Source organism: Guyparkeria sp., from assembly GCF_046540515.1.
GTDB lineage: Bacteria > Pseudomonadota > Gammaproteobacteria > Halothiobacillales > Halothiobacillaceae > Guyparkeria.
In genome coordinates, this window is the sequence record NZ_JBKHFB010000017.1 from 12559 (window position 1) to 37822 (window position 25264).

27 protein-coding genes are annotated in these 25264 nt (G+C 66.4%); 9 read left to right on the top strand and 18 right to left on the bottom strand.

Going from position 1 to position 25264, the window contains the following annotated elements:
- Nucleotides 1–10 precede the first annotated feature (10 nt).
- The 8 genes from ACLFRM_RS03730 to ACLFRM_RS03765 all read right to left on the bottom strand — a co-directional run bounded on the left by ACLFRM_RS03730 (nucleotide 11) and on the right by ACLFRM_RS03765 (nucleotide 8021).
- Nucleotides 11–1558 carry a 2-isopropylmalate synthase gene (locus tag ACLFRM_RS03730; protein WP_410754373.1) on the bottom strand — a complete coding sequence of 516 codons (1548 nt, stop codon included), beginning with the start codon at nucleotides 1556–1558 and terminating at the stop codon, nucleotides 11–13.
- Nucleotides 1559–1793: 235 nt separating this feature from the next.
- Nucleotides 1794–2573 carry a CDP-diacylglycerol--serine O-phosphatidyltransferase gene (pssA, locus tag ACLFRM_RS03735; protein WP_410754374.1) on the bottom strand — a complete coding sequence of 260 codons (780 nt, stop codon included), beginning with the start codon at nucleotides 2571–2573 and terminating at the stop codon, nucleotides 1794–1796.
- 42 nt (nucleotides 2574–2615) lie between these two features.
- Complete coding sequence (ilvC, locus tag ACLFRM_RS03740) at nucleotides 2616–3632, bottom strand: ketol-acid reductoisomerase (RefSeq protein ID WP_410754375.1); 1017 nt, start codon at nucleotides 3630–3632, stop codon at nucleotides 2616–2618.
- Nucleotides 3633–3682: 50 nt separating this feature from the next.
- Complete coding sequence (gene ilvN, locus ACLFRM_RS03745) at nucleotides 3683–4183, bottom strand: acetolactate synthase small subunit (protein WP_410754376.1); 501 nt, start codon at nucleotides 4181–4183, stop codon at nucleotides 3683–3685.
- 12 nt (nucleotides 4184–4195) lie between these two features.
- Nucleotides 4196–5896 (bottom strand): acetolactate synthase 3 large subunit, encoded by a 1701-nt coding sequence (locus tag ACLFRM_RS03750; RefSeq protein ID WP_410754377.1) that lies wholly within the window; start codon nucleotides 5894–5896, stop codon nucleotides 4196–4198.
- A gap of 408 nt (nucleotides 5897–6304) precedes the next feature.
- Nucleotides 6305–7252 (bottom strand): hypothetical protein, encoded by a 948-nt coding sequence (locus ACLFRM_RS03755; RefSeq protein ID WP_410754378.1) that lies wholly within the window; start codon nucleotides 7250–7252, stop codon nucleotides 6305–6307.
- 186 nt (nucleotides 7253–7438) lie between these two features.
- Complete coding sequence (locus tag ACLFRM_RS03760; RefSeq protein WP_410754379.1) at nucleotides 7439–7675, bottom strand: sulfurtransferase TusA family protein; 237 nt, start codon at nucleotides 7673–7675, stop codon at nucleotides 7439–7441.
- Nucleotides 7676–7700: 25 nt separating this feature from the next.
- Nucleotides 7701–8021 (bottom strand): rhodanese-like domain-containing protein, encoded by a 321-nt coding sequence (locus ACLFRM_RS03765; RefSeq protein WP_410754380.1) that lies wholly within the window; start codon nucleotides 8019–8021, stop codon nucleotides 7701–7703.
- A 252-nt stretch (nucleotides 8022–8273) separates the two neighbouring features.
- Between ACLFRM_RS03765 and ACLFRM_RS03770 the strand changes: the two genes are divergently transcribed.
- The 4 genes from ACLFRM_RS03770 (at nucleotide 8274) to soxB (ending at nucleotide 13456) form a co-directional block, all read left to right on the top strand.
- Entirely contained in the window at nucleotides 8274–9674 is a 1401-nt protein-coding gene (locus tag ACLFRM_RS03770) for a M48 family metalloprotease (RefSeq protein ID WP_410754381.1), read from the top strand.
- A gap of 352 nt (nucleotides 9675–10026) precedes the next feature.
- Nucleotides 10027–10407 carry a sulfur oxidation c-type cytochrome SoxX gene (gene soxX / locus ACLFRM_RS03775; RefSeq protein WP_410754382.1) on the top strand — a complete coding sequence of 127 codons (381 nt, stop codon included), beginning with the start codon at nucleotides 10027–10029 and terminating at the stop codon, nucleotides 10405–10407.
- A gap of 55 nt (nucleotides 10408–10462) precedes the next feature.
- Nucleotides 10463–11323: a sulfur oxidation c-type cytochrome SoxA gene (gene soxA, locus ACLFRM_RS03780; RefSeq protein ID WP_410754383.1), complete on the top strand. Its 861-nt coding sequence runs from the start codon at nucleotides 10463–10465 to the stop codon at nucleotides 11321–11323.
- Nucleotides 11324–11650: 327 nt separating this feature from the next.
- Nucleotides 11651–13456: a thiosulfohydrolase SoxB gene (gene soxB, locus ACLFRM_RS03785; RefSeq protein WP_410754384.1), complete on the top strand. Its 1806-nt coding sequence runs from the start codon at nucleotides 11651–11653 to the stop codon at nucleotides 13454–13456.
- Nucleotides 13457–13542: 86 nt separating this feature from the next.
- Here soxB and ACLFRM_RS03790 read toward each other — a convergent pair whose 3' ends face one another.
- On the bottom strand, nucleotides 13543–14103 hold the full coding sequence (locus ACLFRM_RS03790) for an asparaginase domain-containing protein (protein ID WP_410754385.1): 561 nt from the start codon (nucleotides 14101–14103) through the stop codon (nucleotides 13543–13545).
- 222 nt (nucleotides 14104–14325) lie between these two features.
- On the opposite strand from ACLFRM_RS03790, the gene ACLFRM_RS03795 reads away from it, so the two are divergent.
- Genes ACLFRM_RS03795 through moaB form a run of 4 tightly spaced genes read left to right on the top strand, consistent with a single transcriptional unit; the run spans nucleotide 14326 to nucleotide 16826 of the window.
- On the top strand, nucleotides 14326–14664 hold the full coding sequence (locus ACLFRM_RS03795) for a DUF3579 domain-containing protein (RefSeq protein WP_410754386.1): 339 nt from the start codon (nucleotides 14326–14328) through the stop codon (nucleotides 14662–14664).
- Nucleotides 14661–16043, top strand: coding sequence for a 30S ribosomal protein S12 methylthiotransferase RimO (gene rimO, locus ACLFRM_RS03800; protein ID WP_410754387.1), 1383 nt, complete (start codon nucleotides 14661–14663; stop codon nucleotides 16041–16043). Before ACLFRM_RS03795 ends, rimO begins: the two co-directional genes overlap by 4 nt.
- Nucleotides 16043–16282, top strand: a complete 240-nt coding sequence (locus ACLFRM_RS03805) for a DUF3565 domain-containing protein (protein ID WP_410754399.1) — start codon at nucleotides 16043–16045, stop codon at nucleotides 16280–16282. Before rimO ends, ACLFRM_RS03805 begins: the two co-directional genes overlap by 1 nt.
- 22 nt (nucleotides 16283–16304) lie before the next feature.
- Nucleotides 16305–16826, top strand: coding sequence for a molybdenum cofactor biosynthesis protein B (gene moaB, locus ACLFRM_RS03810; protein WP_410754388.1), 522 nt, complete (start codon nucleotides 16305–16307; stop codon nucleotides 16824–16826).
- On the opposite strand, the gene ACLFRM_RS03815 is transcribed toward moaB, so the two are convergent.
- The 9 genes from ACLFRM_RS03815 to glyA all read right to left on the bottom strand — a co-directional run bounded on the left by ACLFRM_RS03815 (nucleotide 16823) and on the right by glyA (nucleotide 24536).
- Nucleotides 16823–17356 (bottom strand): phosphatidylglycerophosphatase A, encoded by a 534-nt coding sequence (locus ACLFRM_RS03815; protein ID WP_410754389.1) that lies wholly within the window; start codon nucleotides 17354–17356, stop codon nucleotides 16823–16825. The genes moaB and ACLFRM_RS03815 overlap by 4 nt on opposite strands.
- Complete coding sequence (gene thiL / locus ACLFRM_RS03820; protein WP_410754390.1) at nucleotides 17353–18321, bottom strand: thiamine-phosphate kinase; 969 nt, start codon at nucleotides 18319–18321, stop codon at nucleotides 17353–17355. Before thiL ends, ACLFRM_RS03815 begins: the two co-directional genes overlap by 4 nt.
- Nucleotides 18322–18648: 327 nt before the next feature.
- Complete coding sequence (gene nusB / locus ACLFRM_RS03825; RefSeq protein WP_410754391.1) at nucleotides 18649–19182, bottom strand: transcription antitermination factor NusB; 534 nt, start codon at nucleotides 19180–19182, stop codon at nucleotides 18649–18651.
- A 6-nt stretch (nucleotides 19183–19188) separates the two neighbouring features.
- Nucleotides 19189–19671 carry a 6,7-dimethyl-8-ribityllumazine synthase gene (ribE, locus tag ACLFRM_RS03830; protein WP_410754392.1) on the bottom strand — a complete coding sequence of 161 codons (483 nt, stop codon included), beginning with the start codon at nucleotides 19669–19671 and terminating at the stop codon, nucleotides 19189–19191.
- A gap of 24 nt (nucleotides 19672–19695) precedes the next feature.
- Entirely contained in the window at nucleotides 19696–20811 is a 1116-nt protein-coding gene (ribB, locus tag ACLFRM_RS03835; RefSeq protein WP_410754393.1) for a 3,4-dihydroxy-2-butanone-4-phosphate synthase, read from the bottom strand.
- A gap of 104 nt (nucleotides 20812–20915) precedes the next feature.
- Nucleotides 20916–21557, bottom strand: coding sequence for a riboflavin synthase (locus ACLFRM_RS03840; protein WP_410754394.1), 642 nt, complete (start codon nucleotides 21555–21557; stop codon nucleotides 20916–20918).
- A 37-nt stretch (nucleotides 21558–21594) separates the two neighbouring features.
- A complete protein-coding gene (gene ribD, locus ACLFRM_RS03845) occupies nucleotides 21595–22761 on the bottom strand; it encodes a bifunctional diaminohydroxyphosphoribosylaminopyrimidine deaminase/5-amino-6-(5-phosphoribosylamino)uracil reductase RibD (protein WP_410754395.1) in 1167 nt (388 codons plus the stop codon).
- Nucleotides 22751–23251, bottom strand: coding sequence for a transcriptional regulator NrdR (gene nrdR / locus ACLFRM_RS03850; RefSeq protein ID WP_410754396.1), 501 nt, complete (start codon nucleotides 23249–23251; stop codon nucleotides 22751–22753). Before nrdR ends, ribD begins: the two co-directional genes overlap by 11 nt.
- A 22-nt stretch (nucleotides 23252–23273) precedes the next feature.
- Nucleotides 23274–24536, bottom strand: a complete 1263-nt coding sequence (gene glyA, locus ACLFRM_RS03855) for a serine hydroxymethyltransferase (RefSeq protein ID WP_410754397.1) — start codon at nucleotides 24534–24536, stop codon at nucleotides 23274–23276.
- A 297-nt stretch (nucleotides 24537–24833) separates the two neighbouring features.
- Here glyA and ACLFRM_RS03860 point away from each other — a divergent pair.
- Nucleotides 24834–25264 (top strand): Crp/Fnr family transcriptional regulator (locus tag ACLFRM_RS03860; RefSeq protein WP_410754398.1); only part of this gene is annotated, 431 nt, incomplete at its 3' end.

A 25264-nucleotide genomic window follows, 5' to 3' on the forward strand; every position in this document is an offset into this window, starting at 1 on the left:
GACCCTCGGGTCACACGTCACCCATCTGCGGATGGGCGCGCTTGGGGGGATGCTCGAGCCGCTCGATGGCATTGAGGTAGGCCTTGGCCGAGGCGATCACGATATCGGTGTCCGCCCCCTGCCCGGTGACGATCCGCCCGGCGCGCTCGAGGCGCACGTTGACCTCGCCCTGAGCGTCGGTGCCGCTGGTGATGTTGTTGACCGAGTAGAGCTGCAGGTTGGCACCCGAGGCGACGATCTTCTCGATCGCGGCCAGCGCGGCGTCGACCGGGCCGGCACCGGTCGCCGTGGCGGTCATCTCCTCACCGCGGATCGAGGCGGTCACGGTCGCCTCCGGGGTCTCGCCGGTCTCGGAACAGACGTGCAATGCGACCAGGCGGAAGGCCTCCTCCTGCTCGTCGTAGACCTCCGAGACCAGCGCCTGGATGTCCTCGTCGAAGATCTCGCGCTTCTTGTCGGCCAGCTCCTTGAAGCGACGGAAGGCATCGTTGAGGGCCTCCTCGCTCTCGAGTTCGACACCGAGGTCCTTCAGGCGGCTCTTGAAGGCGTTGCGCCCGGAGAGCTTGCCGAGAGACAGCCGGTTGGTCGACCAGCCGACGTCTTCGGCACGCATGATCTCGTAGGTCTCACGGTGCTTGAGCACGCCGTCCTGGTGAATGCCCGATTCGTGGGCGAAGGCGTTCGCCCCGACGATGGCCTTGTTGGGCTGCACCGGGTAGCCCGTGATGGTGGAGACCAGCTTCGAGGTCGGCACGATCTGGGTGGCATCGATGCGGGTCGAGACGCCGTAGACGTCCGGACGCGTGCGGGTGGCCATGACGACTTCCTCGAGCGCGGCGTTGCCGGCCCGCTCTCCGAGACCGTTGATGGTGCACTCGACCTGGCGGAAACCCGAACGAACGGCCGCCAGCGAGTTGGCCACGGCCAGGCCGAGGTCGTTGTGGCAGTGCGTCGACCACACCACGTTCTCCGAGCCGTTGACCCGCTCGATCAGGGTCGCCATCTGCTCGGCCCACTGGTCCGGGGTGGCATAGCCAACCGTGTCGGGCACGTTGAGCGTGGTCGCACCGGCCTCGATCGCCGCCTCGAAGACACGCACCAGGAAGTCCATCTCCGAGCGTACCGCGTCCTCGGCGGAGAACTCGACGTCGTCGGTGTACTCGCGCGCGATCTTGATGGCGTTGACCGCATGCCCGACCACCTCGTCGGGGCTCATGCGGAGTTTCTTCTCCATGTGGATCGGGCTGGTGGCGATGAAGGTGTGGATACGGCGCTTGGGCGCCGGGGACACCGCCTCGCCGGCACGGCGCACATCCTTCTCGCCGGCGCGCGCGAGCGAGCAGATGGTCGAATGCTCGACATGCTCGGCGATCGTACGGATGGCATTGAAATCGCCCTCGCTCGCCGCGGCAAAACCGGCCTCGATCACATCCACGCCCAGTCGCTCGAGTTGACGGGCGATGCGCAGCTTCTCGTCGCGCGTCATGGACGCACCCGGGCTCTGCTCGCCGTCGCGAAGCGTGGTGTCGAAGATGATCAAGGAGTCACTGCTGCTCATGGCATAAACCTCAAAAGTCACCGTCGGGTCGTCCCGTCGGCATGTCGTTGTCTAGTCGGTGATCGCGTGGGTCGCCTCGCCAGGCCGTCGTCAGTAGCCCCAGCGGGGCAGTCGCAGCAGCAGCGACGGGCAGACGCCACGCAGCCCGACCGCCGGAAGGGCGATCGGGAGGGAGAAACGGGCTGCGTGGGAACGACTGCTCATGAGACAACGGTAGCGACGGCCGGGCCGCGATTCAAGACGCCAGGCGCTTGATGCGCCGACGCAGATCGCGCGTGAGCGTCCACAGCGGGGCCGACAGCGCATAGGCACTGGCCAGGACCCACAGCGTCAGGGCGAAATCCTTCAGGAGCAGCACGAACACGATGATTGCGATCGGCAGGCTCAGGAACGACACGCGCAGCCGCGGCGAGAGCCGCTTGCCGCTGAAGTACGGGAAGCTCGAGACCATCAAGAGGCCGGTGGTGATCGTGATCACCCAGACCCAGCCCTGCTGGGTCTCGAACGGAATCTCGTGCGCCTCGAAGAACCACACCATGCCCATCAGCACCGCCGCGGCCGCCGGCGAGGCCAGCCCGACGAAGTACCCCTTGTCGACCGTCTCGACCTGCACGTTGAAGCGCGCCAGTCGAATCGCCGCGGCGGCCGCGAAGACGAACGCGCCGAGCATGCCCCAGCGATCGCCCATGCCCTGCAGGCTCCACAGGTAGACGATCAGGGCCGGGGCGATGCCGAAGGAGACCACGTCGGAGAGCGAGTCGTACTGGATGCCGAATTCCGATTCGGTACCGGTCATCCGCGCCACGCGGCCATCCATGCCGTCGAGCAGCATGGCGACGAAAACGGCGATGGCCGCCGGGACGAAGTTGCCCTGGACGGCCATCACAATCGCGAAAAAACCGGCGAACAGGGCGCCGGTCGTGATCAGGTTGGGCAGCAGGTAGATCGCCTTGCGCCGCCGATGCCCGTCCTGCCGGTCGGCCGGTTGCTGCTCGGTTTGCGTGTCGTGATCCATCTTCTGCCCCTCCCGGGATTGTCGCGTGCGACCGTCCCGCGATCAGTTACGGGACTTGTCGACGATCTTGTTGGCGCTGATCCACGGCATCATGCCGCGCAGACGCTCACCGACCTGCTCGATCGGGTGCTCGGCGTCCTGGCGACGACGTGCCGTCATTGAAGGGTAGTTCAGCGCCCCCTCGTTGATAAAGCGCTTGGCGTACTCGCCGTTCTGGATGTTGGCCAGCGCCTCGCGCATCGCCCGGCGGGACTCGTCGTTGATCACCTTCGGGCCGGTGACGTACTCGCCGAACTCGGCGTTGTTGGAGATCGAGTAGTTCATGTTGGCGATCCCGCCCTCGTACATGAGGTCGACGATCAGCTTGAGCTCGTGCAGGCACTCGAAGTACGCCATCTCGGCCGGGTAGCCCGCCTCGGTCAGGGTCTCGAAGCCGGCGCGGACCAACTCGACGGTACCGCCGCAGAGCACGGCCTGCTCGCCGAACAGGTCGGTCTCGGTCTCGTCCTTGAAGGTGGTCTCGATGATGCCGGTGCGACCGCCGCCGATACCCGAGGCGTAGGACAGCGCGATGTCCTTGGCCTTGCCCGAAGCGTCCTGGTGGATCGCGATCAGGTCCGGGATGCCGCCGCCGCGGGCGAACTCGGAGCGCACGGTGTGGCCCGGGGCCTTCGGCGCGATCATGATCACGTCGAGATCCTTGCGCGGCGAGACCTGGTTGTACAGCACGGAGAAGCCGTGGGCGAAGGCGAGCGTCGCACCCTCACGCAGATTCGGCTCGATCTGGTTGGCGTAGATCTCGGCGTGGTTCTCGTCCGGGGCCAGCACCATGACGACGTCGGCCCAGGCGGAGGCCTCCTCGATGGTCTTGACCGTCAGGCCCTCGCCTTCGGCCTTCTTGACCGAGCCGGAACCGGCGCGCAGGCCGATAGCCACCTCGACACCGGATTCCTTGAGGTTGAGCGCGTGAGCGTGACCCTGCGAGCCGTAGCCGATGATGGCGACCTTCTTGCCCTGGATCAGGGAGAGGTCGCAGTCCTTGTCGTAGTAAACCTGCATGAGATGTGTCTCCAGTCGATTATTTTGAATTAAGGGAATTCGGCCGAGGCTCAGACCTCGGGGATCAGCATGCCGCGCGGACCGCGCGAGATCCCCAGTGCGCCCGAGCGCACGATCTCGACCACCGGGATCGAGCCCAGCGCGTCGATGAAGGCGTCCAGCTTGTTGCCCGGCCCCACCAGCTGCACGGTGTAGCTGGACTCGGTCACGTCGATGATCTGGCCGCGGAAGATGTCGGCCAGACGGTAGACCTCCTCGCGCATGGCATCGAAGGCCTGCAGCTTGACCAGCATCAGTTCGCGCTCGATGTGCGCGGTGTCGGCCATGTCCTGGACCTTGACCACGTCGATCAGCTTGTTGAGCTGCTTGACGATCTGTTCGATCACCTGCTCGTCACCGCTGGTCACCAGCGTCAGGCGAGAGAGGGACTCGTCGTGGGTCGGTGCCACGCACAGCGACTCGATGTTGTAGCCACGCGCCGAGAACAGCCCGGCCACCCGAGAGAGTGCGCCGGCCTCGTTTTCCATCAGGATCGAGATGATGTGTCGCATATCAGGCCGCCCTCACACCAGGATCATTTCGTTGAGGCCCGCGCCGGCGGGAACCATCGGGTAGACGTTCTCCTCCGGATCGGTCTGGAAGTCCATGAAGACCAGACGGTCCTTCATGGCGAACGCCTCCTTCAGCGCGCCCTCGACGTCGGCCGGCTTGTCGATGCGCATGCCGACGTGGCCATAGGACTCGGCCAGCTTGACGAAGTCCGGCAGGGACTCCATGTAGCTCATCGCGTAGCGCCCGGAGTAGAAGAACTCCTGCCACTGCCGGACCATGCCGAGATAGCCGTTGTTGAGGCTGACGATCTTGACCGGCAGCTGGTACTGCAGTGCCGTCGACAGCTCCTGGATACACATCTGGATACTGCCCTCGCCGGTGATGCAGGCAACCTCCTCGTCGGGATAGGCCCACTTGGCGCCCAGCGCGGCCGGCAGGCCGAAGCCCATCGTGCCCAGCCCGCCCGAGTTGATCCAGCGGTGCGGCTTGTTGAAGCCGTAGTACTGGGCGGCCCACATCTGGTGCTGGCCGACATCTGAGGTGACGAAGGCGTCGCCGCCGGTGACCTCCCAGAGTTTCTGGACGACGTACTGCGGCTTGATGATCTCGTCGGACCACTTGTACTCGAGGCACTTCATGCCGCGCCACTGCTCGATCTGGTCCCACCAGGCCTCGAGCTCCCGGGTCTTCTTCGCCCCGCCGGCCTGGTTGACCAGCTCGATCATCTCGGTGAGCACCGACTTGACCGCACCGACGATCGGCACGTCGACGACGACGTTCTTCGAGATCGAGGACGGGTCGATATCGACGTGGACGATCTTCGCGTGCGGACAGAACTTGGACAGGTCCCCGGTGACCCGGTCGTCGAAGCGGGCCCCGATGGCGATCAGGACATCGCAATGATGCATGCCCATGTTCGCCTCGTAGGTGCCGTGCATCCCGAGCATGCCCAGGTGCTGCTTGTCGCTGGACGGATAGGCGCCGAGGCCCATCAGCGTCTGCGTGATCGGGTAGCCGAGCTTGCGCGTGAAATGGGTCAGCTCGTCGCCGGCGCGACCGAGAACAACCCCGCCGCCGGTATAGATCATCGGCCGCTCGGCGTTGACGATCAGGTCGACCGCCTTGCGGATCTGCCCGGAGTGCCCCTTCTCGGTCGGCTGGTAGGAACGCATCGCGACCTTTTCCGGGTACTCGAACGGGATCTTGACCTTCGGGTCGGTGACATCCTTGGGGATATCGACCACGACCGGGCCCGGGCGACCGGTGGTCGCGACGTAGAACGCCTTCTTGATGGTCTCGGCCATGTCGCGCACGTCCTTGACCATGAAGTTGTGCTTCACGCAGGGGCGGGTGATGCCAACGTTGTCGACTTCCTGGAAGGCGTCGTTGCCGATCAGCGCGCTGTGGACCTGGCCGGTGAACACCACCAGCGGGATCGAGTCCATGTGCGCGGTGGCAATGCCGGTGACCGCGTTGGTCGCACCCGGGCCGGAGGTGACCAGCACCACGCCCGGCTTGCCGGTGGCACGGGCATAGCCGTCGGCCATGTGGACCGCGCCCTGCTCGTGACGCACGAGCACATGATTGACCTGCTCTTGCTGATACAGGGCATCGTAGATGTGAAGAACCGCCCCGCCGGGGTAGCCGAAGACCGTATCGACCCCTTCCGACTTGAGGCACTCAACCAGGATTTCACCGCCGGACAATTCCACGAGAGTACTCACCTCGAAACTTGCGCGTTTCACTGACTAAATGGCTTGACGATCGACTCGACGGCGGGCGAACCACCGGAGCGAGCGTCCGATTTTCGGGGTAACCGTCCCCGCATCCGGGACCCTGCCCCGGATGGTCATCCACTTCTCATTGAGTTTGCCCGAAGGCAACGAGTGCAACGCGATCAACGCAGCCCATGACGACGGCAGCCCGCCCGAGCGGCGAGATCATCGCCGGCCGAGCAGGCTGCCATCAACCGCGGGTGCGCCCGTTAGGGCCCGGCGGTCTCAATCGTAGGCCTGTCAATATAACGTGTTATCGGGCAGATTTCACCACTCTGGGCGCAATGGATGCGCACAGGCGAGGGCCGGGGCCATCGTGATCGTCACGCGGACCTTGCAGGGCGATCAGAAGGTACCGAATCCGCTTCCCCGGCTCTCCTCTTCCTGCTCGATCTCGCCATCGACCACGTCGATCATCAACTGGTTGATGGCATCCGGCGCCTTGCGCAGCTTAAAGAACGAGGCATCGCCCCCCATCATGGGCAGGTCGGGGTAGAACAGCGCCATACGAAACCGCAGACTCAGGGTCTCGGCGTCGCTGCCATCGAGCAGCACCGGGTGGGGCAGGAAGGCGTAACCCCGCGGGGCATCCTGATCCACCGCCTCCACCAGGGCCGCACCGTTGGCGTTGGCGTCATCGGTATGCATGCCCACCCCGTAGACCACCTGGTCCCGACCCGGAATACGGACGCGGTAGACCAGCTCCGTGCCGCGCGCCTCGTCGTCGGCACGGGCCGCGATCTGCCGGTCGGCAGCATCGAACGAATCGAACCCGCCGAGATCGACCGGATCGCCGAAGGTCTCGAGACCGAAGGCGTACTGGTAGGTACGCAGGTTGGCACTGGATATCGGTTCGGCGCCGAAATAGCCGGTCGCACCCAGGGCACTGGCCAGCGACTGGAAGACGGGCTCGTTGTCGGACTCCAGCCGGTAGCCGTGCGCCACGTACTGCGGGTGCTGGTAGGAAACCAGCGTGCCGGCATCGGCTTGCTCCAATGCCACGCTCAGCACGGCCCCGTAGCCGCCACGCGGACTCTGGGCCGCGGTGTCGAGCAGCGTGTCATTGGTCACGACCAGCACGCGCACGCCCTCGGTGGGGGCATAGTCACCGACGAGGTCGAAGCCTTGAGCGGCCAGTTTGTCGCGCGCGATCTCGGCGGAGGCATCGATGTCCCCGTCAAGCGGCTCACCCTGGATAAACGGCTGGAACTCGGCCCGCACCAGTCCGGAGACCAGCAGACCAAACATGAAGGCGCCTGCCATCAGCAGGCGAGTCAGGTGGGCATTCCCCATGGCTCAACACTCCCTTGCGTCAAATGTTTTTCTGTCGTTGTTCTTGACTTGACGAGTGCGACAATACGCCAGAAACCACGCGACCGCCTACCCCTCGGCCAGCCACCCTCGATCGCTCGCCGCGACAACGACATTCGCCCCCACTCCCTGAAAGCACGTCACACCCACCGGGACCCGCCCGCGGGGTCATTCGCCGCGTGCCAATTCGACCCGCAGCTCGTCTCCTCGCCACTCCATCGAGATCAGCTCGTGACCGGCTCGCTCGCAGTAGGCACGAAAATCGCTCTCCGCACCGCGGTCCGTGGCGATCACCACGAGGCGCTGCCCCACCGCCGCGGTCGCCAGCGCCTTGCGCGCCTTCAGCAACGGCATGGGACAGGACAGCCCGCGGGCGTCGACCTCGATCGGCATGTCTTCGCTCATCGGCACTCCATTCCGTCGGGATGGCTCAGTCCCTGGGCGCCACCAGCGGCAGCCCCGAACCGGCCCAGTACATCACCCCGCCTTCGAGGTTGAACAGGCGTTCGATTCCCTGCCCGGCCAGGAACTGGCAGGCTTGCGCGGAACGCGCACCACTATGACAGTAGAGCACCACGTCACGGTCACCGCGAAAGCGATCCACGTTCAGCGGCACCAGGTGCAGGGGGACCAGGCTGGCTCCCTCGATGATGCCGCGTTCGGTCTCGGCCGGACCACGTACGTCGAACAGGGCGACATCACCGAGGCGCGCATTCAACTCGTCGGCACTGATGCTCTCGTAGGCTGCCATAATGATTTCCGATCCGGTTTGTTGGGAAGCCCGGCGCTGGATGCGACACGCCGGTCGCCCCGCATCGCTCCTGCCTGATCGCGGCCCCGACTCGGCAGCGGACTTCGGTGAGGAGTGGCAGCAGTCTAGCGGCGAACGCCGCGCCACGTCCATTCGGGACGACCGGCGTGTCGTCAGAAGCGACCGGGGAAACCTGCCACGCGCTCGATGGTCAAAGCGAACCGCCCCCTCGCCATGCATGACAGCACACCCATGACGCGACAGACGATTACCTGGTTGTTCACCGCCCTTCTGATCATCGGCCTGCCTGGCCGGGCCGCGGCGCAATTGCCGGATCTGGGCAACCCGGTCGACAGCGTGCTGTCGCCAGCCGAGGAGCGCCAGATCGGCGCCGAGGTGTTCGAGCGGCTCCGCGCCCGCGGCGGGGTGATCGAGGATCCCTTGCTCGACGCCTACCTCAACGACCTGGGCACCCGCCTGATGTCGTCGACAACCGATACGCAGTTCGCGCCACAGATGATCATCGTCGACAACCCGACGATCAACGCCTTCACGGTGCCCGGCGGCTACATCGCCGTGTTCTCGGGCCTGATGCTGGCCGCCCGGAACGAGAGCGAACTCGCCGGCGTGATCGCCCATGAGATCGCACACGCCACCCAGCGCCACATCGCGCAGATGGTCGCCGCGCAGAGCGGCAACAGCATGACCGCGGTCGCCGGCTTGATCGCCGGCATCCTGCTGGGCGCCGTCGACCCGCAGCTCGGCGCGGCCGTGGCGACGGCCGGCATCGCAGGCGCGGCCCAGGGCGCCATCAACTACACACGCATGCACGAGCGCGAGGCCGACCGCATCGCCATCGACACCCTGCGCCGCGCCGAGATCGACCCGCGCGGCATGGCCAGCTTCTTCGAGACCCTGCAGCGCCGCGCGGGCGCCGACCCCGGCCGCCAGTTCGAGTTCCTGCGCACCCACCCCATGAACAGCGAGCGCATCAGCGCCATACGCGACCGGCTCGCCGGGCTGCCCGCCGACCGCTTCGGTGCAAGCGACAGCGAATCGTTCCGGCTCGCCCGCGCGCGTCTGGCGGCACTGACCGGCCGGACCGGGCTCGACCTGGAAGAACCGGAGGAGACCTACCGGCAGGCCGTCAGCGCCCAACGCCAGGGTCGGCACGACGAGGCCATCGACAAGCTCCGCCCACTGTACGAGACACGACCGGGCAACCGCTGGTACGCCCTGCCGCTGGCACGCGCGCTCAACGACGCCGGCAAGACCACCGAGGCCGACGAGATCCTCGACGAGATGATCGCACTGTACCCCGGCGACACGACGCTGTTGCGCGTCGAGATCGACTGGATGCTCGACCGCGGGGATGCCCAGACCGCCTACGAGAAGGCCCGCCGTGCCGTCGAATCCCGCCCGGACGACGCCGAGGCCGTCCTGACCCTGTCCCGCGCGGCCGGCGCGGCCGACCGGCCGCTGGAACACCACGAACAGCTCGGCCGCTACTTTCTGCTCAAGGGCAACCTGGTCGCCGCGCATCAGGAGCTCGAGACCGCCTACACCTTCACCGCCGACAATCCTCGAGCCCAGGCGCGCATCGACTCGACGCTGCAGGAGATCGAACGCCGCGCTGGTCAGAAAGAGGACTAATTCCCCTGTTTATCCAAGGGTTTATCCAAGGAATCTTGCCTCGCGACCACCCCCAGACGCGACCACGGCGCGCCCGACGCAAAGAAGATCGCCCACCACGCCGGACCCCACCGCCGTTCGGCAAAAATCGCCGCAATGTGGTAAAAACGATCGGGCAAACCGCTTCATGGCGGGCACGGCGACCCGATGGAATTTCAACAAACGCTAATAATCACTCCATCATGTCGCCATAAATTATTTTTTATTGTCTCGAATGTTCAGGCCACTAAAGTGGTATGCGTCGATTCGATAGAATGAGACAACTCACCAAGGCATCTCGGCGCTGACACAGCGACCGCAGAGGAGGATAACAATGAAGAAGTTCACATCCGTGATTACCACGGCAGGCGCCGCCGCAGTACTTGCGGCTGGCATGGGTTTCTCCGGCGCCGCCATGGCGCAAGACGAAGGCCTGTCCGATTCTGCCAAGAAGGGCAAGGAAATTGCCTTCGGCCGTGGCGCGGGCAACTGCCTGGCGTGCCACCAGATGAAGGACGGCAACCTGGCCGGCAACATCGGCCCGGCCCTGATTGCCATGAAGGCCCGCTACCCGGAGCGTGAGGACCTCGAGGCGGTCGTTTACGACGCACGCGACAAGTTCGGCGACCAGACCATCATGCCGCCGTTCGGGGCCAACAAGATCCTGAGTGACGAGGAAATCAGCAACATCGTCGACTTCCTTTACACCCTGTAAGCACGGGCCTCAGGAATCAGAAAAGCACGACCCGAATCACGAGGAGATATCCATAATGAAACGCCTGTTTTCCAGCATGATCGCCGCCAGCATCCTGGCTACCGGCGGCGCGATGGCCGAGCCGGCCAACCCGTCCGATCCGGAAGAATTCCGCCAGATGATGGTTGATTTCTACGCCGAGCGTTACCCGGACGTACCGTTCGAGGAGTACAACAACGGCGTTTACGCCTTCGATGAAGATGCCCGCTCCCAGTGGGAAGGCATGATGGTGTTCCCGGATACCGACGAGTACGTCGCCGCCGGTGAAAAACTCTGGAACGAGTACCGTCTGCCCAACGGCAAGCCGCTGTCATCCTGCCTGGGCGAGGCCAAGGGCCTGCGCGCCAAGTACCCGTACTTCAACGAGAAGGACGGCGAAGTGCACAGCCTGGGTCTGGACATCATCAACTGCCAGAAGAACGCCGACGAAGATCCGGAGAAGGTCTGGGACCCGAAGAACAACTACAAGAAGCTCGCCAACGTGCTTGCCTATCTTGCTAGCGAATCGAACGGCATGACCAACAACGTCAAGATCGACAGCGAAGGCGCCAAGAAGGCCTACAACCGCGGCAAGGAAGCATGGTTCCGTCGCACCGGTCGCCTGGACAACTCCTGTGCAGACTGCCACCAGTACCACGGCGGCAAGTACATCCGTGCCGAGCACCTGCACATGAACCTGGGCAACACCACCCACTTCCCGCTGTTCCGTTACAGCAAGGGCGGCATGTTCACCATCCACAAGCGGATGTACGGGTGCTTCCGCGACACCGGCACGGTGCCGTTCGAGCAGTACTCCGAGTACTTCCGCGATCTCGAGTTCTTCATGTCCTACAACGACAACGAACTGGAACTCAACGGTCCGGGCATCCGCAAGTAATCCAGCAGATTGCTTGAAGACAAAAAGCAGGCTTCGGCCTGCTTTTTTTATGCCTGCCACTCCGGTATTTCCACCGGCCTCACAAACGGTCATGACCGTAAAACGACGGCACGCCGGCCATTTTCATGGTCCGGCATAAGTATTTTTTCTATCGCCGACCGGGTCAGTATGGTTAAATGACCCGGTTCAGTTTCCTGGCACTGTCCCCGTAGTGCCCTCCGGGCTTGGGCCGGGTCAGGGAACCGCTAAAGATCCCAAGGATCCCGTCCCCTGCTGCATGCCGGGTCGGGAGCTGACCCAAACTGAAAACGTAAAGGGGAGTTTTCAATGAGTCTTTCTCGTCGCGAATTTCTGCAGATGCTCGCCGTGGCCTCGGCCGCCGGCATCAACCTCGAAACTGCCCAGGCCGGCACCGGCACCCAGCGTGTCGCCAGCTCGATCAAGGCCAACAACGCCTCGAGCAACATGTACGAGGTTCCGAAGTTCGGCAACGTGTCGTTCCTTCACATGACCGACATGCACGCCCAGCTCAAGCCGGTCTACTTCCGCGAGCCGTCGATCAACCTCGGCATCGGCGATATGAAGGGCAATGCTCCGCACCTGGTGGGTGACAAGTTCCTCAAGCACTTCGGTCTCGAGCCGAACACCCCGGCGGCCCATGCCTTCACCTGCCTCGACTTCGCCGAGGCGGCCAAGAAGTACGGCAAGGTCGGCGGCTTTGCCCACCTGCTCACCCTGATCAAGCACATGCGCGAGCAGCGCCCGGGCGCCTTCCTGCTGGACGGCGGCGACAACTGGCAGGGCAACGCGTTGGCCCTGTGGACCGACGCCCAGAGCCAGATCGACGCGATGAAGATCGCGCGTCCGGACTTCTTCACCTCGCACTGGGAGGCGACCTACACCGCCGACCGCATGCTCGAGGGCATCGCCGATCTCGAGGACTCCACCGACTGCAACTTCGTCGCCCAGAACATCCGCGACTCCGACTTCAACGAGCGCGTGTTCAAGCCGTACGTCATCCGCGAGCAGAACGGCGTCAAGGTGGCGGTCGTCGGCCAGGCATTCCCGTACACCCCGATCGCCAACCCGCGCTGGATGACCGAGGGCTGGACGTTCGGCATCCGTGACGACGAGATGCAGGAAGCGGTCGACTCCGCCCGTAACGAGGGCGCCGAGGTGGTCGTGGTCCTGTCGCACAACGGCATGGACGTCGATCTGAAGATGGCCGGCAAGGTCACCGGTATCGACGCGATCATGGGTGGTCACACCCACGACGCGGTCCCGACCCCGACCGTGGTCAAGAACTCCAACGGCCAGACCCTGGTCTGCAATGCCGGCTCCAACGCCAAGTACCTGGGCGTGCTGGACTTCGACGTGCGCAACGGCAAGGTGCAGGACTACAAGTACCACCTGCTGCCGGTCTTCTCCGACTTCATCGAGCCGGACAAGGAAATGCAGGAGTACATCGACAAGCTGTACAGCCAGGACATCGAGTTCGAGGGCAAGAAGTTCAACGTGGGCGAGCGCACCAGCGAGGTCCTGGCGACCAACGACGCGCTGCTCTACCGCCGCGGCAACTTCACCGGCACCTGGGACCAGCTGATCTGCGATGCGCTGATCGACGTCAATGACGCGCAGATCTCGTTCTCCCCGGGCGTCCGCTGGGGCACCTCGCTGATCCCGGGCGAGCCGATCACCTACGACGACATGATGACCCACGTCGCGTTGACCTACCCGAACGTCACGGTCAACGAGTTCACCGGCGAGCAGATCAAGGACATCCTCGAGGACGTCTGCGACAACATCTTCAACACCGACCCCTACTACCAGCAGGGTGGCGACATGGTTCGCGTCGGCGGCATGAAGTACGCCTGTGCGCCGAACGCCGAGAAGGGCAAGCGCATCCTGGACATGGAGCTCGGCGGCGAGCCGATCGACCCGAAGAAGAAGTACAAGGTCGCCGGCTGGGCCTCGGTCGCCGAGCCGGGCAACATCCCGGGCGACACCGAAGAGATGATCTGGGACCAGGTCGAGACCTGGCTGCGTGACCAGAAGCACATCAAGCCGGTCAAGCCGAACGAGCCGGTCCTCAAGGGTGTCGAAGGCAACCCGGGCATCACCGACAAGTGCTGATGCCAGCATCCCCCTCGGGGGATGCCCGAACCACGAAGGCCCCGCCACCTGGCGGGGCCTTTTTCATGTCGATCACTGGCTCAGGTCTACGCCAGTCTGGTCGGCCGGAAACACCCCCGACTCCGGTCCTTTTCCAGCCCGCCGAGCGGTCGCACCAGCCCGCTGATCGCCAGGTACACCCCCGGGCCGGGACACCCCTGAACGAATCCCAACGCCAGCCCCAGATTCAGCGACGCCTCGACCGGATCGATCTCGTAGGGCCGCATCGCGCCGGTAAGTACCACGCAGCGCTCCGGCACCGAACGGGCCAGCGCCTCGCCGGTCAGTGCCATGGTGTCCGTGCCGTGCACCACCAGAACGGGCGCGCCCGGATGGCGGTCCGCTGCCTTACGGACGGCCCGGACGATCGCCTCGCGATCCTCGTCCGTCATCTCCAGGCTGTCCTTGCACACCGGCTCGAGCCAGTCGATGACGAGATTCTCCTCGGCCGAGCGCAGTATCTCCCGCGCCGCCCGGGCGCCCTGCCCGACCACCAATGTTCCGTCGACCGGCTGGTAGCACTTGTTGAACGTGCCGCCGGTATCGACGAGTATCAGGTGGGTGGAACCAGCCCCGACCTCCGCCGCCTTGTCCGTGCCTGCTTGCATGACGCCCCCCTGGCTGGTTTTGACTGGCCGGATGCGTTTGCCGGCCAAGTGAAGTAAAATGGCCGATTGATTCTAAAGGAAGCGTCGAGAGCCCCGAAGTTGCCGCCACGGTGTCCCGCTCGTGTCGGGCCTCGCGATGGCAGGCCGGCCAGGCCAACCGACCCTCGATGTCTTCGACACGCCCCATCCACATTCGGTGCAGGCCGAGCAAGCCACGACTTCATGGACAACCAGCCGAAACGCTACATCGTCGAGTCAGTGACCAAGGCCGGCGCCCGATTCCGCCCGAGTGACTGGATCGATCGCATCTCGAGCTGGGATGCGACGTTCGCCCAGCACCGCCTGGTCTACTCGCAACGGCTGCACCCGGTCATGCTCAACGGCCAGAAGGTTCTGGCCATCGAGCCGGGGCTGAAGACCGCCAACCGGCAGATGTTCGACTCGGTGATGCAGTTCGTCGAGCGGAACAACCTCAAGGTACACGTCCAGTACCCTGACGGGCACCTCGAGGAATACACCGGCGACAACCCCCCCGTGTCATCGGACGCCCCCGCCTCATGACCCACAACCCGCCGCGCGTCGGCTTCGTATCGCTCGGCTGCCCCAAGGCGCTGGTCGACTCCGAGCGCATCCTCACCCAGCTGCGCGCGGAGGGCTACGCCCTGTCCGAAAGCTACGAGGGCGCCGAGCTGGTGATCATCAACACCTGCGGCTTCATCGACTCCGCCGTGCAGGAGTCGCTCGACACGATCGGCGAGGCGCTGGACGAGAACGGTCGCGTCATCGTCACCGGCTGTCTCGGTGGCCGTGACGAGGGCGAGCTGGTACGCAAGACGCATCCCAACGTGCTGGCCGTGACGGGCCCGCAGGCCTACCAGGAGGTGATGGATGCCGTCCACCAGCACCTGCCGCCGCGGTTCGACCCGTTCGTCGACGTGATGCCCGAGCCGGGCGGCCAGGCCAGGACGCGTGAGCCGGCCGCCGACCCGGCGCTCGAGGATGCCGTGGGCGTCAAGCTCACCCCGCGGCACTACGCCTATCTCAAGATCTCCGAGGGCTGCAACCACCGCTGCAGCTTCTGCATCATCCCCAGCCTGCGCGGCGACCTCACCAGCCGCCCGATCGGCGAGGTGATGACCGAGGCCGAGAACCTGGTCAACGCCGGTGTGCGTGAACTGCTGGTGGTCTCCCAGGACACCAGCGCCTACGGCGTCGACACCCGCTACAAGCTGGATTTCTGGGGCGGACGCCCCGTGAAGACCCGTTTCCGGGAACTGGCCGCCGCGCTCGGCTCGCTCGACGCCTGGATACGCCTGCACTACGTCTACCCCTACCCGCATGTCGACGATGCCGTCGAGCTGATGGCCGAGGGACTGGTGCTGCCGTACCTGGACATCCCGTTCCAGCACGCCAACCACCGCATCCTCAAGCTGATGAAGCGCCCGGCCTCCAGCGAGAACGTGCTCGCACGCATCCGCAAGTGGCGGGAGATCTGCCCGGAAATCACCATCCGCTCGACCTTCATCGTCGGCTTCCCCGGCGAGACCGAGGCCGAGTTCCAGGAACTGCTCGACTTCCTCGACGAGGCGCAACTCGACCGGGTGGGTGCCTTCGCCTACTCGCCGGTCGATGGTGCGAGCGCCAACGACCTGCCGGAGCCGGTGCCGGAAGACGTCAAGCAGGAGCGTCTCGCCCGCTTCATGGAAAAGCAGGCGGCGATCAGCGCCGCCAAGCTGGCGGAAAAGGTCGGTCAGCGCATGCCCGTGCTGGTGGATGCCGTCGACGAGTCGGGAGCCGTCGCTCGAAGCGTGGCCGACGCACCCGAGATCGACGGGGTGGTCTACCTGCCGGAGGTCACCGACGTGGTGCCCGGCGACTTCGTCGAGGTGGAGATCGTCGAGTCCGACGAACACGACCTGTGGGGCGTGCCCGTCCCCTGATGACCTCGGGCGAGGCACCGGCGAGGGCGATCCGCTCGTTCCACCGCGACGCCGAGGGTCACTGGTTCGCGCGGCTCGAGTGCGGCCATCACCAGCACACGCGACACGACCCGCCATGGATCAACCGCCCGTGGGTGGAACAGAGCCTGGGTCGCATCGCGATGCTGGGCACACCTCTGCCGTGCCGAAAGTGCGCGGACGGGGCGGAGCCCGACCCCACGCCCCATCCGCTACCGTGAAGACCCTGGAGGCAAACCGACCATGAGTGAAGAACGCGAGTTCAAGCCGCTCAATATCGCCGTACTGACCGTCTCCGACAGCCGCAGCCTGCCCGAGGACCGCTCCGGCGATCTGCTGGTCGCACGACTTGAAGCTGCCGGCCACCGCCTCTACGAGCGCCAGCTGCGTCCCGATGATGTCTACCAGATCCGCGCCGACGTCTCGCGCTGGATCGCCGCGCCCGACTGCGACGTGGTGATCACCACCGGCGGCACCGGCTTGACCGGCCGCGACGGCACGCCCGAGGCGGTATCGGTGCTGTTCGACAAGACCATCGACGGCTTCGGCGAGATGTTCCGCGCGCTCTCCTTCCAGACCATCGGCAGCTCGACGCTGCAGTCGCGGGCGACCGCCGGGGTGGCCAACCGTACCTACCTGTTCGTCCTGCCCGGCTCGACCGGCGCGTGCAAGGATGCCTGGGACAACCTGATCGAAAGCCAGCTCGACTACCGCAAGCGCCCCTGCAACCTGGTCGAGCTGATGCCGCGGCTAAACGAGCGCTAGCCCGCCACCTGTCCGATCCCCCACAGGGTCAGCCAGACGGCCACCAGGGCATAGATACCCGCCAGCAGGTCGTCGAGCATGATACCCAGCCCGCCGTGCACCCGCCGATCCAGCCAGCCGATCGGCCAGGGCTTGACGACATCGAAGACACGGAACCAGGCAAAGACCAGCAGCAGCTCCCACCACGTGTTCGGCAGCAGGATGAACACGGGCAACACGCCCACGACCTCGTCGAAGACGATCCCGCCGTGGTCGTGCACCCCCAGCCGGCGGCTCGCCTCGCCGCAGAGATAGACCCCGACGACGAACAGCAGGCCGGTGGCTGCCAGGATCACGGCGATCACGGCCACCTCGCCCCAGGGGGTGGCCAGCACCATCAGCAACCAGCCAAGCAGGATGCCGGGCAGGGTGCCGACGGTGCCCGGGGCGCGCGGCGAGAGCCCCGTCCCGCCGCCGAATGCCAGCCACATCACCGGGCTGAGGCCCAGCTCGGCCGCGCCGACCCGCCGCGAATGCTTGCCCGCGCTCATGCGCCGTCCTCGTTGAAGTGGTTGTAGCCGCGCCGCCCCGGCAGCGGCCGGCCGGCCCGTTCGCGGATCGCGCCCACCGGACCCGCCTCGTCGAGCCTCCCGATCACGGTCAGGCCCCAGGCCGGGTCCAGCGGCAACTCGGGCGGCAGGGCGAGCAGGAGCTCGTAGTCGTCACCGCCGGCCAGCACGCGGTCGAGGTCATCCGGCAGCACCTCGAGCCAACGACGGGCAGCCGGCGAGAGCGGGATGGCGTCCAGGTCGATCTCCGCGGCAAGCCCACTGGCCTCGAGCAGGTGCCCAAGATCCTGCAGCAAGCCGTCGGAGACATCCAGCCCCCCGCTTGCCCGGCCGACCAGCGCCTGCCCCACCGACAGACGCGGCTCGGGACGATCCAGACGAGAAAGCAGCATCTCACGGTCCGCCTCGGTGATGCCGGGCGGCAGGCGGCCGTTCTCCAGCGCCAGCATCAGTCCCAGTGCCGCGTCCCCGATCGTCCCGGTGACCGCCAGCCGATCGCCGGCCTGAGCGCCGTCACGCCGAATCGACCTGGCGCCGGTCAGCGTGCCGAAGACGGTGATCGACAGGGTCAGTTGCGGGGCGCGCACGGTGTCGCCACCGATCAGGTCGCAGCCCCAGCGACTTGCGGCCGCCCGCAGGCCGGTGGAGAACGACTCCAGCCAGGCCGCGTCGGTCTCTGGCAGGCCGAGCGAGAGCGTGAAGCCCAGAGGGGCAGCACCCATGGCGGCGAGATCCGAGAGGTTGACCGCCAGGGCCTTGTGCGCGACGGCAGCGGGAGCGGTCGAGGAAGGAAAATGCCGCCCGGCGACCAGCATGTCGCTGGCGATCACCAGCGACTCGCCCGCTCGCGGCGCGACGATGGCGGCGTCGTCGCCGACGCCCAGCGTCACCGCCGGGTGGCTGGGGCGCCAGTCGAAGTACCGATGGATGAGGTCGAATTCCTGCATGTCGACCGGCGTCCTCCCTAGGGAAACTCTGCACGATTCGATGACGTCTCTGCGGGACCTCCAAGGGTCCAGATGCAAGGCGCAGTCCGCCGTGAAGGGCCGTCGCCCTTTACAAGGGCTGCAACGCCGCAGATGGGCCCTTGGAGCCCCGCCCGGACGGGGCTCGCGGGTTTGCCCGCACTCGGCGTTGCCGTCCCTCGACGGGCCCGAGTGATCCCTCTGGGCCCGTCTTCGGGTCCGGCGCCTTGATTACGAACAAACCCGCGAGCCAGAGATGCCATCGAATCGTGCAAAGTTTCCCTAGACATCCGACGGGCGCGGTGGCCGTCAGTCCCGGCGGCGGGTTTCGGTGGGGCGGGCGAGATCGGCCAGGCGGTCGAGCACGCCGTTGACGTAACGGTGACCGTCGGTCGCGCCGAAGCGCTTGGCGAGCTCGACGGCCTCGTTGATCACGATGGCACGCGGGGTCTCGAGCATGTGCATCAGCTCGAAGGCACCCAGGCGCAGGATGGCGTGCTCGATCGGATCGAGCTCCGCCACCGGTCGGTCCAGGTGCGGCTCGATGGCGGCATCCAGTTCGGTGGCGTGCGCCTCGACGCCGCGCAGGATGCGACGGAACAGCTCCAGGTCGATGCGGAGCATGAAGGCATCCTCCATGAACTGCGCCTCGAGCTGATCGACCGCGATCGGGTTCATCAGCTGCTGGTAGAGCCCCTGGGCGGCTCGTTCGCGCGCCCAGCGCCGTTGCTTGCGCGCCGGCGAGGACTTGTTGCCGTGCGCCGCGGGCACACCCTCATTGCCGCGGTCGTCCTCTGGCATCTCGCCGCCGCTGGGCTGGTCCTGGGGAAACTGCTTGATCATGGGTGCTCAGGCGATCTGGTCGATCTGGTCGAGGAGGTTGACCATCTCGATCGCGGTGGCGGCCGCTTCCGCGCCCTTGTTACCGGCCTTGCTGCCGGCCCGTTCCATCGCCTGGTCGACGGTGTCGGTGGTCAGCACGCCGAAGATCACCGGCATGTCGAAGTCGGTCGCCACGCCGGCGATCCCCTTGGCCGCCTCGCCCGCGACGTAGTCGAAATGCGGGGTCGCGCCACGGATGACGGCACCCAGGCAGATGATCGCGTCGAACTTCTCGCTCGCCGCGACCCGCTGGGCCACCAGCGGCAACTCGAAGGAACCCGGCGCCATCACCACCGTGATCTGGCTCGGATCGACCCCGTGCCGACGCAGGGTGTCGATCGCCCCGTCACGCAGCCGATCGACCACCTGCGCGTTCCAGCGCGTGGCCACGATCGCGTACCGTCCCGCCCGGGCCATCAGCCCGCCCTCGATCACCTGATGCTCACTCATGCCTGTCTGTCTCGTCTGCGGCGGTCATTCCGCCTCGTCGTGAATGTAGTCAACCACTTCCAGGCCGAAGCCGGCCAGGGCATGGAAGCGCTTGGGCGCGCTCATCACGCGCATCTGGCGAACGCCGAGATCCTTGAGGATCTGGGCGCCCACCCCGTAGTTTCGCAGCTCCTCGACCTCCTCGCCGTCGGTCCAGGCGGCCGAGGGCTTCTCCCAGCCCTTGAGCTGGCGCAGGATCTCGTCCTCGTTGGGCGTCGAGCGCAGCACCACCGCCACGCCCGTTTCCATCTTCGCCAAACGCGAAAGCACGTCGGAGAATGGCCAGCCGCAGTCCCGCCCCTGGGGCTCGAACAGGTCGCAGACCGCGTGGTGCACGTGCACCCGTACCGGCGTGGGCGTCTCGGCATCCGGCGTGCCGCGCACGGCGGCGAACTGCAACTGGCCGCTGGTCAAGTCCTTGTAGGCGTGCAGCGTGAACCGGCCGTGGCGCGTGTCGATCTCGGTGGCGAACTGGTGCTCCACCGAGCGTTCGTGGCGCATGCGGTAGCGGATCAGCTCCTCGATCGAGCCGATCTTGATGCCGTGCTCTTCGGCGAACCGTTCCAAGTCCGGGCGGCGCGCCATGGTGCCGTCCTCGTTGAGAATCTCGACGATCACCGCTGCCGGCTCGCGGGCCTCGGCCAGCCGCGCGAGATCCACCCCCGCCTCGGTATGGCCGGCCCGCGCCAACACGCCGCCGGGGCGGGCCATCAACGGAAAGACGTGTCCCGGCTGGACCAGGTCGGACGGCCTGGCCTCGGGGGCCACCGCCGCGCGGATCGTGGTGGCGCGGTCGGCCGCCGAGATGCCCGTGGTCACCCCACGGGCGGCCTCGATCGACACGGTGAACGCCGTCTGGAAGGCCTCGCGCGTGCGACTGACCATCAGCGGCAGTTCCAGCTGCTCGCAGCGCGCCTGGCTGAGTGTCAGGCAGATCAGGCCGCGCCCGTAGCGCGCCATGAAGTTGATGTCCTCCGGGCGCACCTGCTCGGCGAGCATCACCAGGTCGCCTTCGTTCTCGCGATCCTCGTCGTCGACAATGATGACCATGCGCCCGGCGCGCAGGTCGTCGAGGATCTCGTCAATGGAACTGAAGCTCATAGGGTCTCTCTGCGCCTTCGAGGGCAATCGGCAAGTGTACCACCGCGCGCCCGACTGTTGACCATCCAGGCACCACGGGATCCCGGCACCACGGCATGGAGCCTTCAGGTCAGGTTCTGGTAGGGACTCTGCCCGCCGGCACCCGCCGCGCCGTCGCCGGCCTGCAACAACCGCTCGAGGTAGCGGGCCATCAGGTCGACCTCGAGGTTGACCTGCCGCCCCGGCCGGTATTCGCCCATGATGGTCGCCTCGAGCGTGTGCGGGATGATGGTCAGGCGACAGCGCGTGCCGCTGACCTCGTTGACCGTCAGGCTCACGCCGTCGATGGCAAGCGACCCTTTCTTGGCCACGTAGCGGGCCAGTTCCGGCGGCACGCGCAACCAGAACTCCGTCGCCCGCGCCTCGCTGCGGCGCGCATCCACGATCGCCAGACCATCCACGTGCCCACTGACCAGATGTCCGCCCAGCGGCGTGGCCAGCGTCAGCGCCGGCTCGAGGTTGACGCGCGAACCGGGTGCGAGCTGCCCGACCGTGGTCAGGCGCAGGGTCTCGGCCGAACAGTCGACCGAGAAGCGATCGCCGACCAGGTCGGTGACCGTCAGGCAGACGCCGTTGACCGCGATACTGTCGCCGATGGCGGTGTTTGCCAGGTCAAGCCCCGGGGCCTCGATGGTCAGGCGGGCATCGCCGCCCGTGGGCGTCTGCTCGACCAGGGTGCCGACGGTCTGGATGATGCCGGTGAACATGCGTGTCTCTCCGAGAAATGGGAAAGCGACCGGCCGCCTAGCGGGTCGGCCGCAGGGTCAGGCGCAGGTCGTCACCCAGTCGGGTCTCGTCGACCAGCGTCCAGCGAGAGGCATCGGCCAGGGCACCCGGCTCCGGCAGGGCCAGCGCGGGCCGGGCCTGGTGGCCCAGCAACACCGGCGCCTGGTAGACGATCAATTCGTCGCACAGACCGGCGGCGACGAACGCCCCGGCGAGCTTGGCGCCCGCCTCGACCAGCACCTCGTTGATTTCCCGCCGCGCCAGGTCGGTCAGGATGAACTCGAGGTCCATGCCCAACCCCGGGGCGGCCGGCGCCTCGATCAGGGCCGCCTCGCGCTTGAGCAACGCCTCGCGGTGCACCCCGTCGGTGACATCCCGGGTGTAGATCCAGACCGGCCCCGGCGAATCGAAGAGCGCGGCGAACGGCGGCAATCGCAACCCGGAATCCAGCACCACCCGCACCGGCTGGCGCACCTCGCCCTCGATGCCGAGTTCGTCGGCCGACAGGCGCACGTTGAGGCGGGCGCTGTCGGTCAGCACGGTGTCGATGCCGCTCAGGACCGCGCATTGACGCGCGCGCAGGAACTGCACGTCTCGGCGCGCGGCCTCGCCGGTAATCCACTGGCTCTCCCCACTGGCCAGAGCACTGCGTCCGTCGAGCGACTGGGCGATCTTGACCGTCACCCAGGGCCGGCCACGCTCCATGCGCGACACGAACCCCGGATTCAGCGCCCGGGCGGCGGCCGGGGCGATCGCCTCGACCACCTCCACGCCCACTTCCCGCAGGATGGCATGGCCGCGACCGGCCACCTGCGGGTTGGGATCGTTCATGGCGGTAACCACGCGCGCCACGCCCGCCTCGACCAGTTGCGGCGCGCAGGCCGGCGTGCGCCCGACATGGCTGCAGGGCTCGAGCGTCACGTAGGCCGTCGCGCCACGGGCCCGCTCGCCGGCGGCCCGCAGGGCGTGCACCTCGGCGTGCGGCTCGCCGGCACGGGCATGGAAGCCTTCGCCGACGATCTCGCCGTCTCGCACCAGCACACAACCCACCCGCGGATTGGGCGACGTGGTGTAGCGCCCGCGTTCGGCCACCGCCAGCGCGTGCGACATCCAGTGTTTATCTTCGCGAGACGTGGGCCGGTCCTCGCGGGAGACGGGCCGATCCATGCGGGGTTCAGTTGGCATCGCCGATCAGGGGCAGTTGGTGATCCGGGTCGCTGATGACGTCGTTGGCCAGCGATTCGATCGCCTCGCGGAAGGCCTCGACACTGTCGAAGCTCAGGTAGACCGAGGCGAAGCGGATATAGGCGACGTGGTCGAGCCGGCGCAGTTGCGCCATCACCATGTCGCCGATCTCGCGGGCCGGGATCTCGCGCTCGCCGCGACTCCTTAGCTGGCGCTCGATCTGCTCGATCGCCTCCTCGATCCGGCGGGTGGGGACGGGACGCTTCTCCAGCGCCCGCATCATGCCGTCGCGCAGCTTGCGGTCATCGAAGTTCTGCCGCGCGCCGTTGGACTTCACCACCCGCGGCATCTGCCGGTCGGCCCGCTCGTAGGTGGTAAAGCGCTGCCCGCAGGCGGGGCACTCGCGCCGGCGACGGATGCCCTCGCCGGCGTCGATCGCCCGCGAGTCGATCACTCGGGTGTCGTCGTTGCCGCAGATCGCGCAGCGCATGCCCTGCCCCCGACCCGGCCGTTCAGGCCCGGTTGGCCTCGTAGACCGGCAGGCGACGGCAGAGCGCGGTGACCTTCTCGCGCACGGCCTCGATCACCGAGTCGTTCTCGATGTCGTCGATGATGTCGCACATCCAGCCAGCCAGCTCGCGGGACTCCTCGGTGCCGAAGCCGCGGGTGGTGATCGCCGCGGTCCCTACCCGGATGCCCGAGGTGACGAACGGCGACTGCGGGTCGTTGGGCACGGCGTTCTTGTTGACCGTGATGTGGGCGCGGCCCAGCGCCTCGTCGACCGCCTTGCCGGTCAGGCCACGCTTGACGAAGCTGACAAGGAACAGGTGGTTGTCGGTGCCGCCGGAAACCACGTCGATGCCGCGCTCGACGAACACCTTGGCCATGGCCCGGGCGTTGTCGATCACCTGCTGCTGGTAGGTCTTGAACTCCGGCTCCATCGCCTCCTTGAAGGCCACCGCCTTGCCGGCGATCGCGTGCATCAGCGGCCCGCCCTGCGAACCGGGGAAGATGCGCGACTGGAATTTCTTCTCCAGATCCGGGTCGGCCTTGGCGATGATAATGCCGCCGCGGGGACCGCGCAGCGTCTTGTGCGTGGTCGAGGTGACCACGTGAGCGTGCGGCACCGGGTTCGGGTAGAGGCCGGCGGCGACCAGGCCCGAGACGTGGGCCATGTCGACCATCAGGTAGGCGCCGACCGAGTCGGCGATCTCGCGGAAGCGAGCCCAGTCCATCACCCGCGAGTAGGCGGAGAAGCCGGCGATGATCATCTTCGGTTTGTGCTCTGTCGCCAGTCGCTCGACCTCGTCGTAGTCGACGTAGCCCTCGGCGTCGATGCCGTACTGCACCGCGTGGTAGATGCGTCCGGAGAAGTTGGGCTTGGCGCCGTGGGTCAGGTGGCCGCCGGCATCCAGGCTCATGCCCAGCACCGTGTCACCCGGCTCGACCAGTGCCTGGAAGACGGCGGCGTTGGCCTGCGAGCCGGAGTGCGGCTGGACGTTGGCGTAGTCGGCACCGAAGAGCTGCTTGGCCCGGTCGATGGCCAGCTGCTCGGCGACGTCGACGTACTCGCAGCCACCGTAGTAGCGCTTGCCCGGGTAGCCTTCGGCGTACTTGTTGGTCAGCACGGAGCCCTGGGCCTCCATGACGCGCGGACTGGCGTAGTTCTCGGAGGCGATCAGCTCGACGTGATCCTCCTGGCGACGCACCTCGGCGTCGATCGCCTCACTGAGTTCCGGGTCGTAGCCCGCGATGGTCATGGACTTGGCAAACATGAGTCGGCTCCTGGCAAAGGTGAAAGCAAATTCGGGGCGACCCCGATCCGGCGAGGCCGCGAAACACAAGCGGCCGCCCCGAGTGCTACCGCGGGCGACCGAACAATGCCGCGAATTCTAGCATGTTGCAGTCGCCCCCTTTCCCGCGCACCGGGGAGCGATCCGCAAACTAGACATGAATGCCGGTCATGCTTGGCGGCTGGCGCCCCTGCAACAGCCCAGGATCGACAAAACCGCGTCGGCTCGCGACAATGGAGCCATCCATTTCCCCGCAAACGGCATGGGAGCAATCACGCGATGATGACCGACAACGACCGCGACGCCCTGGTCGACTTTCTCGCCCGCCACGTCGATACGCAGATCCTGACCTACGCCGAGGTCAGCGCGTTTCTCGATTTCTGCGATTTCGAGATCATCGAGCGCGGCCGCATCATCGCCGACATCGGCGAAGTGGGCGAGTCGCTCTACTTCCTGCTCGACGGGACGGCCGAACTGATCGTCGGGCCGACCACAAACGAGGTCCCGGTCGGGCAGATCCACGCCGGCGAGATGCTCGGCGAGATGAGCTTCTTCGACCGCCAGCCGCGCAACGTCCGCATGCGGGCGCGCTCGTCGGTGCGGCTGTTGCGCCTGCCGCGGGAGAAATACAACCGCCTGCGCCTCGAGCACCCGGTCTTCACCGTGCTGCTGCTCGAGTACGCCATCGTCAGCCTCGATCACCTCTACCG

Excerpts from the sequence above, each read along its gene's own strand:
- ACLFRM_RS03730 (WP_410754373.1), bottom strand. The coding sequence starts at position 1,558 with ATGAGCAGCAGTGACTCCTTGATCATCTTCGACACCACGCTTCGCGAC.
- pssA (WP_410754374.1), bottom strand. The coding sequence starts at position 2,573 with ATGGATCACGACACGCAAACCGAGCAGCAACCGGCCGACCGGCAGGAC.
- ilvC (WP_410754375.1), bottom strand. The coding sequence starts at position 3,632 with ATGCAGGTTTACTACGACAAGGACTGCGACCTCTCCCTGATCCAGGGC.
- ilvN (WP_410754376.1), bottom strand. The coding sequence starts at position 4,183 with ATGCGACACATCATCTCGATCCTGATGGAAAACGAGGCCGGCGCACTC.
- ACLFRM_RS03755 (WP_410754378.1), bottom strand. The coding sequence starts at position 7,252 with ATGGGGAATGCCCACCTGACTCGCCTGCTGATGGCAGGCGCCTTCATG.
- ACLFRM_RS03760 (WP_410754379.1), bottom strand. The coding sequence starts at position 7,675 with ATGAGCGAAGACATGCCGATCGAGGTCGACGCCCGCGGGCTGTCCTGT.
- ACLFRM_RS03765 (WP_410754380.1), bottom strand. The coding sequence starts at position 8,021 with ATGGCAGCCTACGAGAGCATCAGTGCCGACGAGTTGAATGCGCGCCTC.
- ACLFRM_RS03770 (WP_410754381.1), top strand. The coding sequence starts at position 8,274 with ATGACGCGACAGACGATTACCTGGTTGTTCACCGCCCTTCTGATCATC.
- soxX (WP_410754382.1), top strand. The coding sequence starts at position 10,027 with ATGAAGAAGTTCACATCCGTGATTACCACGGCAGGCGCCGCCGCAGTA.
- soxA (WP_410754383.1), top strand. The coding sequence starts at position 10,463 with ATGAAACGCCTGTTTTCCAGCATGATCGCCGCCAGCATCCTGGCTACC.
- soxB (WP_410754384.1), top strand. The coding sequence starts at position 11,651 with ATGAGTCTTTCTCGTCGCGAATTTCTGCAGATGCTCGCCGTGGCCTCG.
- ACLFRM_RS03790 (WP_410754385.1), bottom strand. The coding sequence starts at position 14,103 with ATGCAAGCAGGCACGGACAAGGCGGCGGAGGTCGGGGCTGGTTCCACC.
- ACLFRM_RS03795 (WP_410754386.1), top strand. The coding sequence starts at position 14,326 with ATGGACAACCAGCCGAAACGCTACATCGTCGAGTCAGTGACCAAGGCC.
- rimO (WP_410754387.1), top strand. The coding sequence starts at position 14,661 with ATGACCCACAACCCGCCGCGCGTCGGCTTCGTATCGCTCGGCTGCCCC.
- ACLFRM_RS03805 (WP_410754399.1), top strand. The coding sequence starts at position 16,043 with ATGACCTCGGGCGAGGCACCGGCGAGGGCGATCCGCTCGTTCCACCGC.
- moaB (WP_410754388.1), top strand. The coding sequence starts at position 16,305 with ATGAGTGAAGAACGCGAGTTCAAGCCGCTCAATATCGCCGTACTGACC.
- ACLFRM_RS03815 (WP_410754389.1), bottom strand. The coding sequence starts at position 17,356 with ATGAGCGCGGGCAAGCATTCGCGGCGGGTCGGCGCGGCCGAGCTGGGC.
- thiL (WP_410754390.1), bottom strand. The coding sequence starts at position 18,321 with ATGCAGGAATTCGACCTCATCCATCGGTACTTCGACTGGCGCCCCAGC.
- nusB (WP_410754391.1), bottom strand. The coding sequence starts at position 19,182 with ATGATCAAGCAGTTTCCCCAGGACCAGCCCAGCGGCGGCGAGATGCCA.
- ribE (WP_410754392.1), bottom strand. The coding sequence starts at position 19,671 with ATGAGTGAGCATCAGGTGATCGAGGGCGGGCTGATGGCCCGGGCGGGA.
- ribB (WP_410754393.1), bottom strand. The coding sequence starts at position 20,811 with ATGAGCTTCAGTTCCATTGACGAGATCCTCGACGACCTGCGCGCCGGG.
- ACLFRM_RS03840 (WP_410754394.1), bottom strand. The coding sequence starts at position 21,557 with ATGTTCACCGGCATCATCCAGACCGTCGGCACCCTGGTCGAGCAGACG.
- ribD (WP_410754395.1), bottom strand. The coding sequence starts at position 22,761 with ATGCCAACTGAACCCCGCATGGATCGGCCCGTCTCCCGCGAGGACCGG.
- nrdR (WP_410754396.1), bottom strand. The coding sequence starts at position 23,251 with ATGCGCTGCGCGATCTGCGGCAACGACGACACCCGAGTGATCGACTCG.
- glyA (WP_410754397.1), bottom strand. The coding sequence starts at position 24,536 with ATGTTTGCCAAGTCCATGACCATCGCGGGCTACGACCCGGAACTCAGT.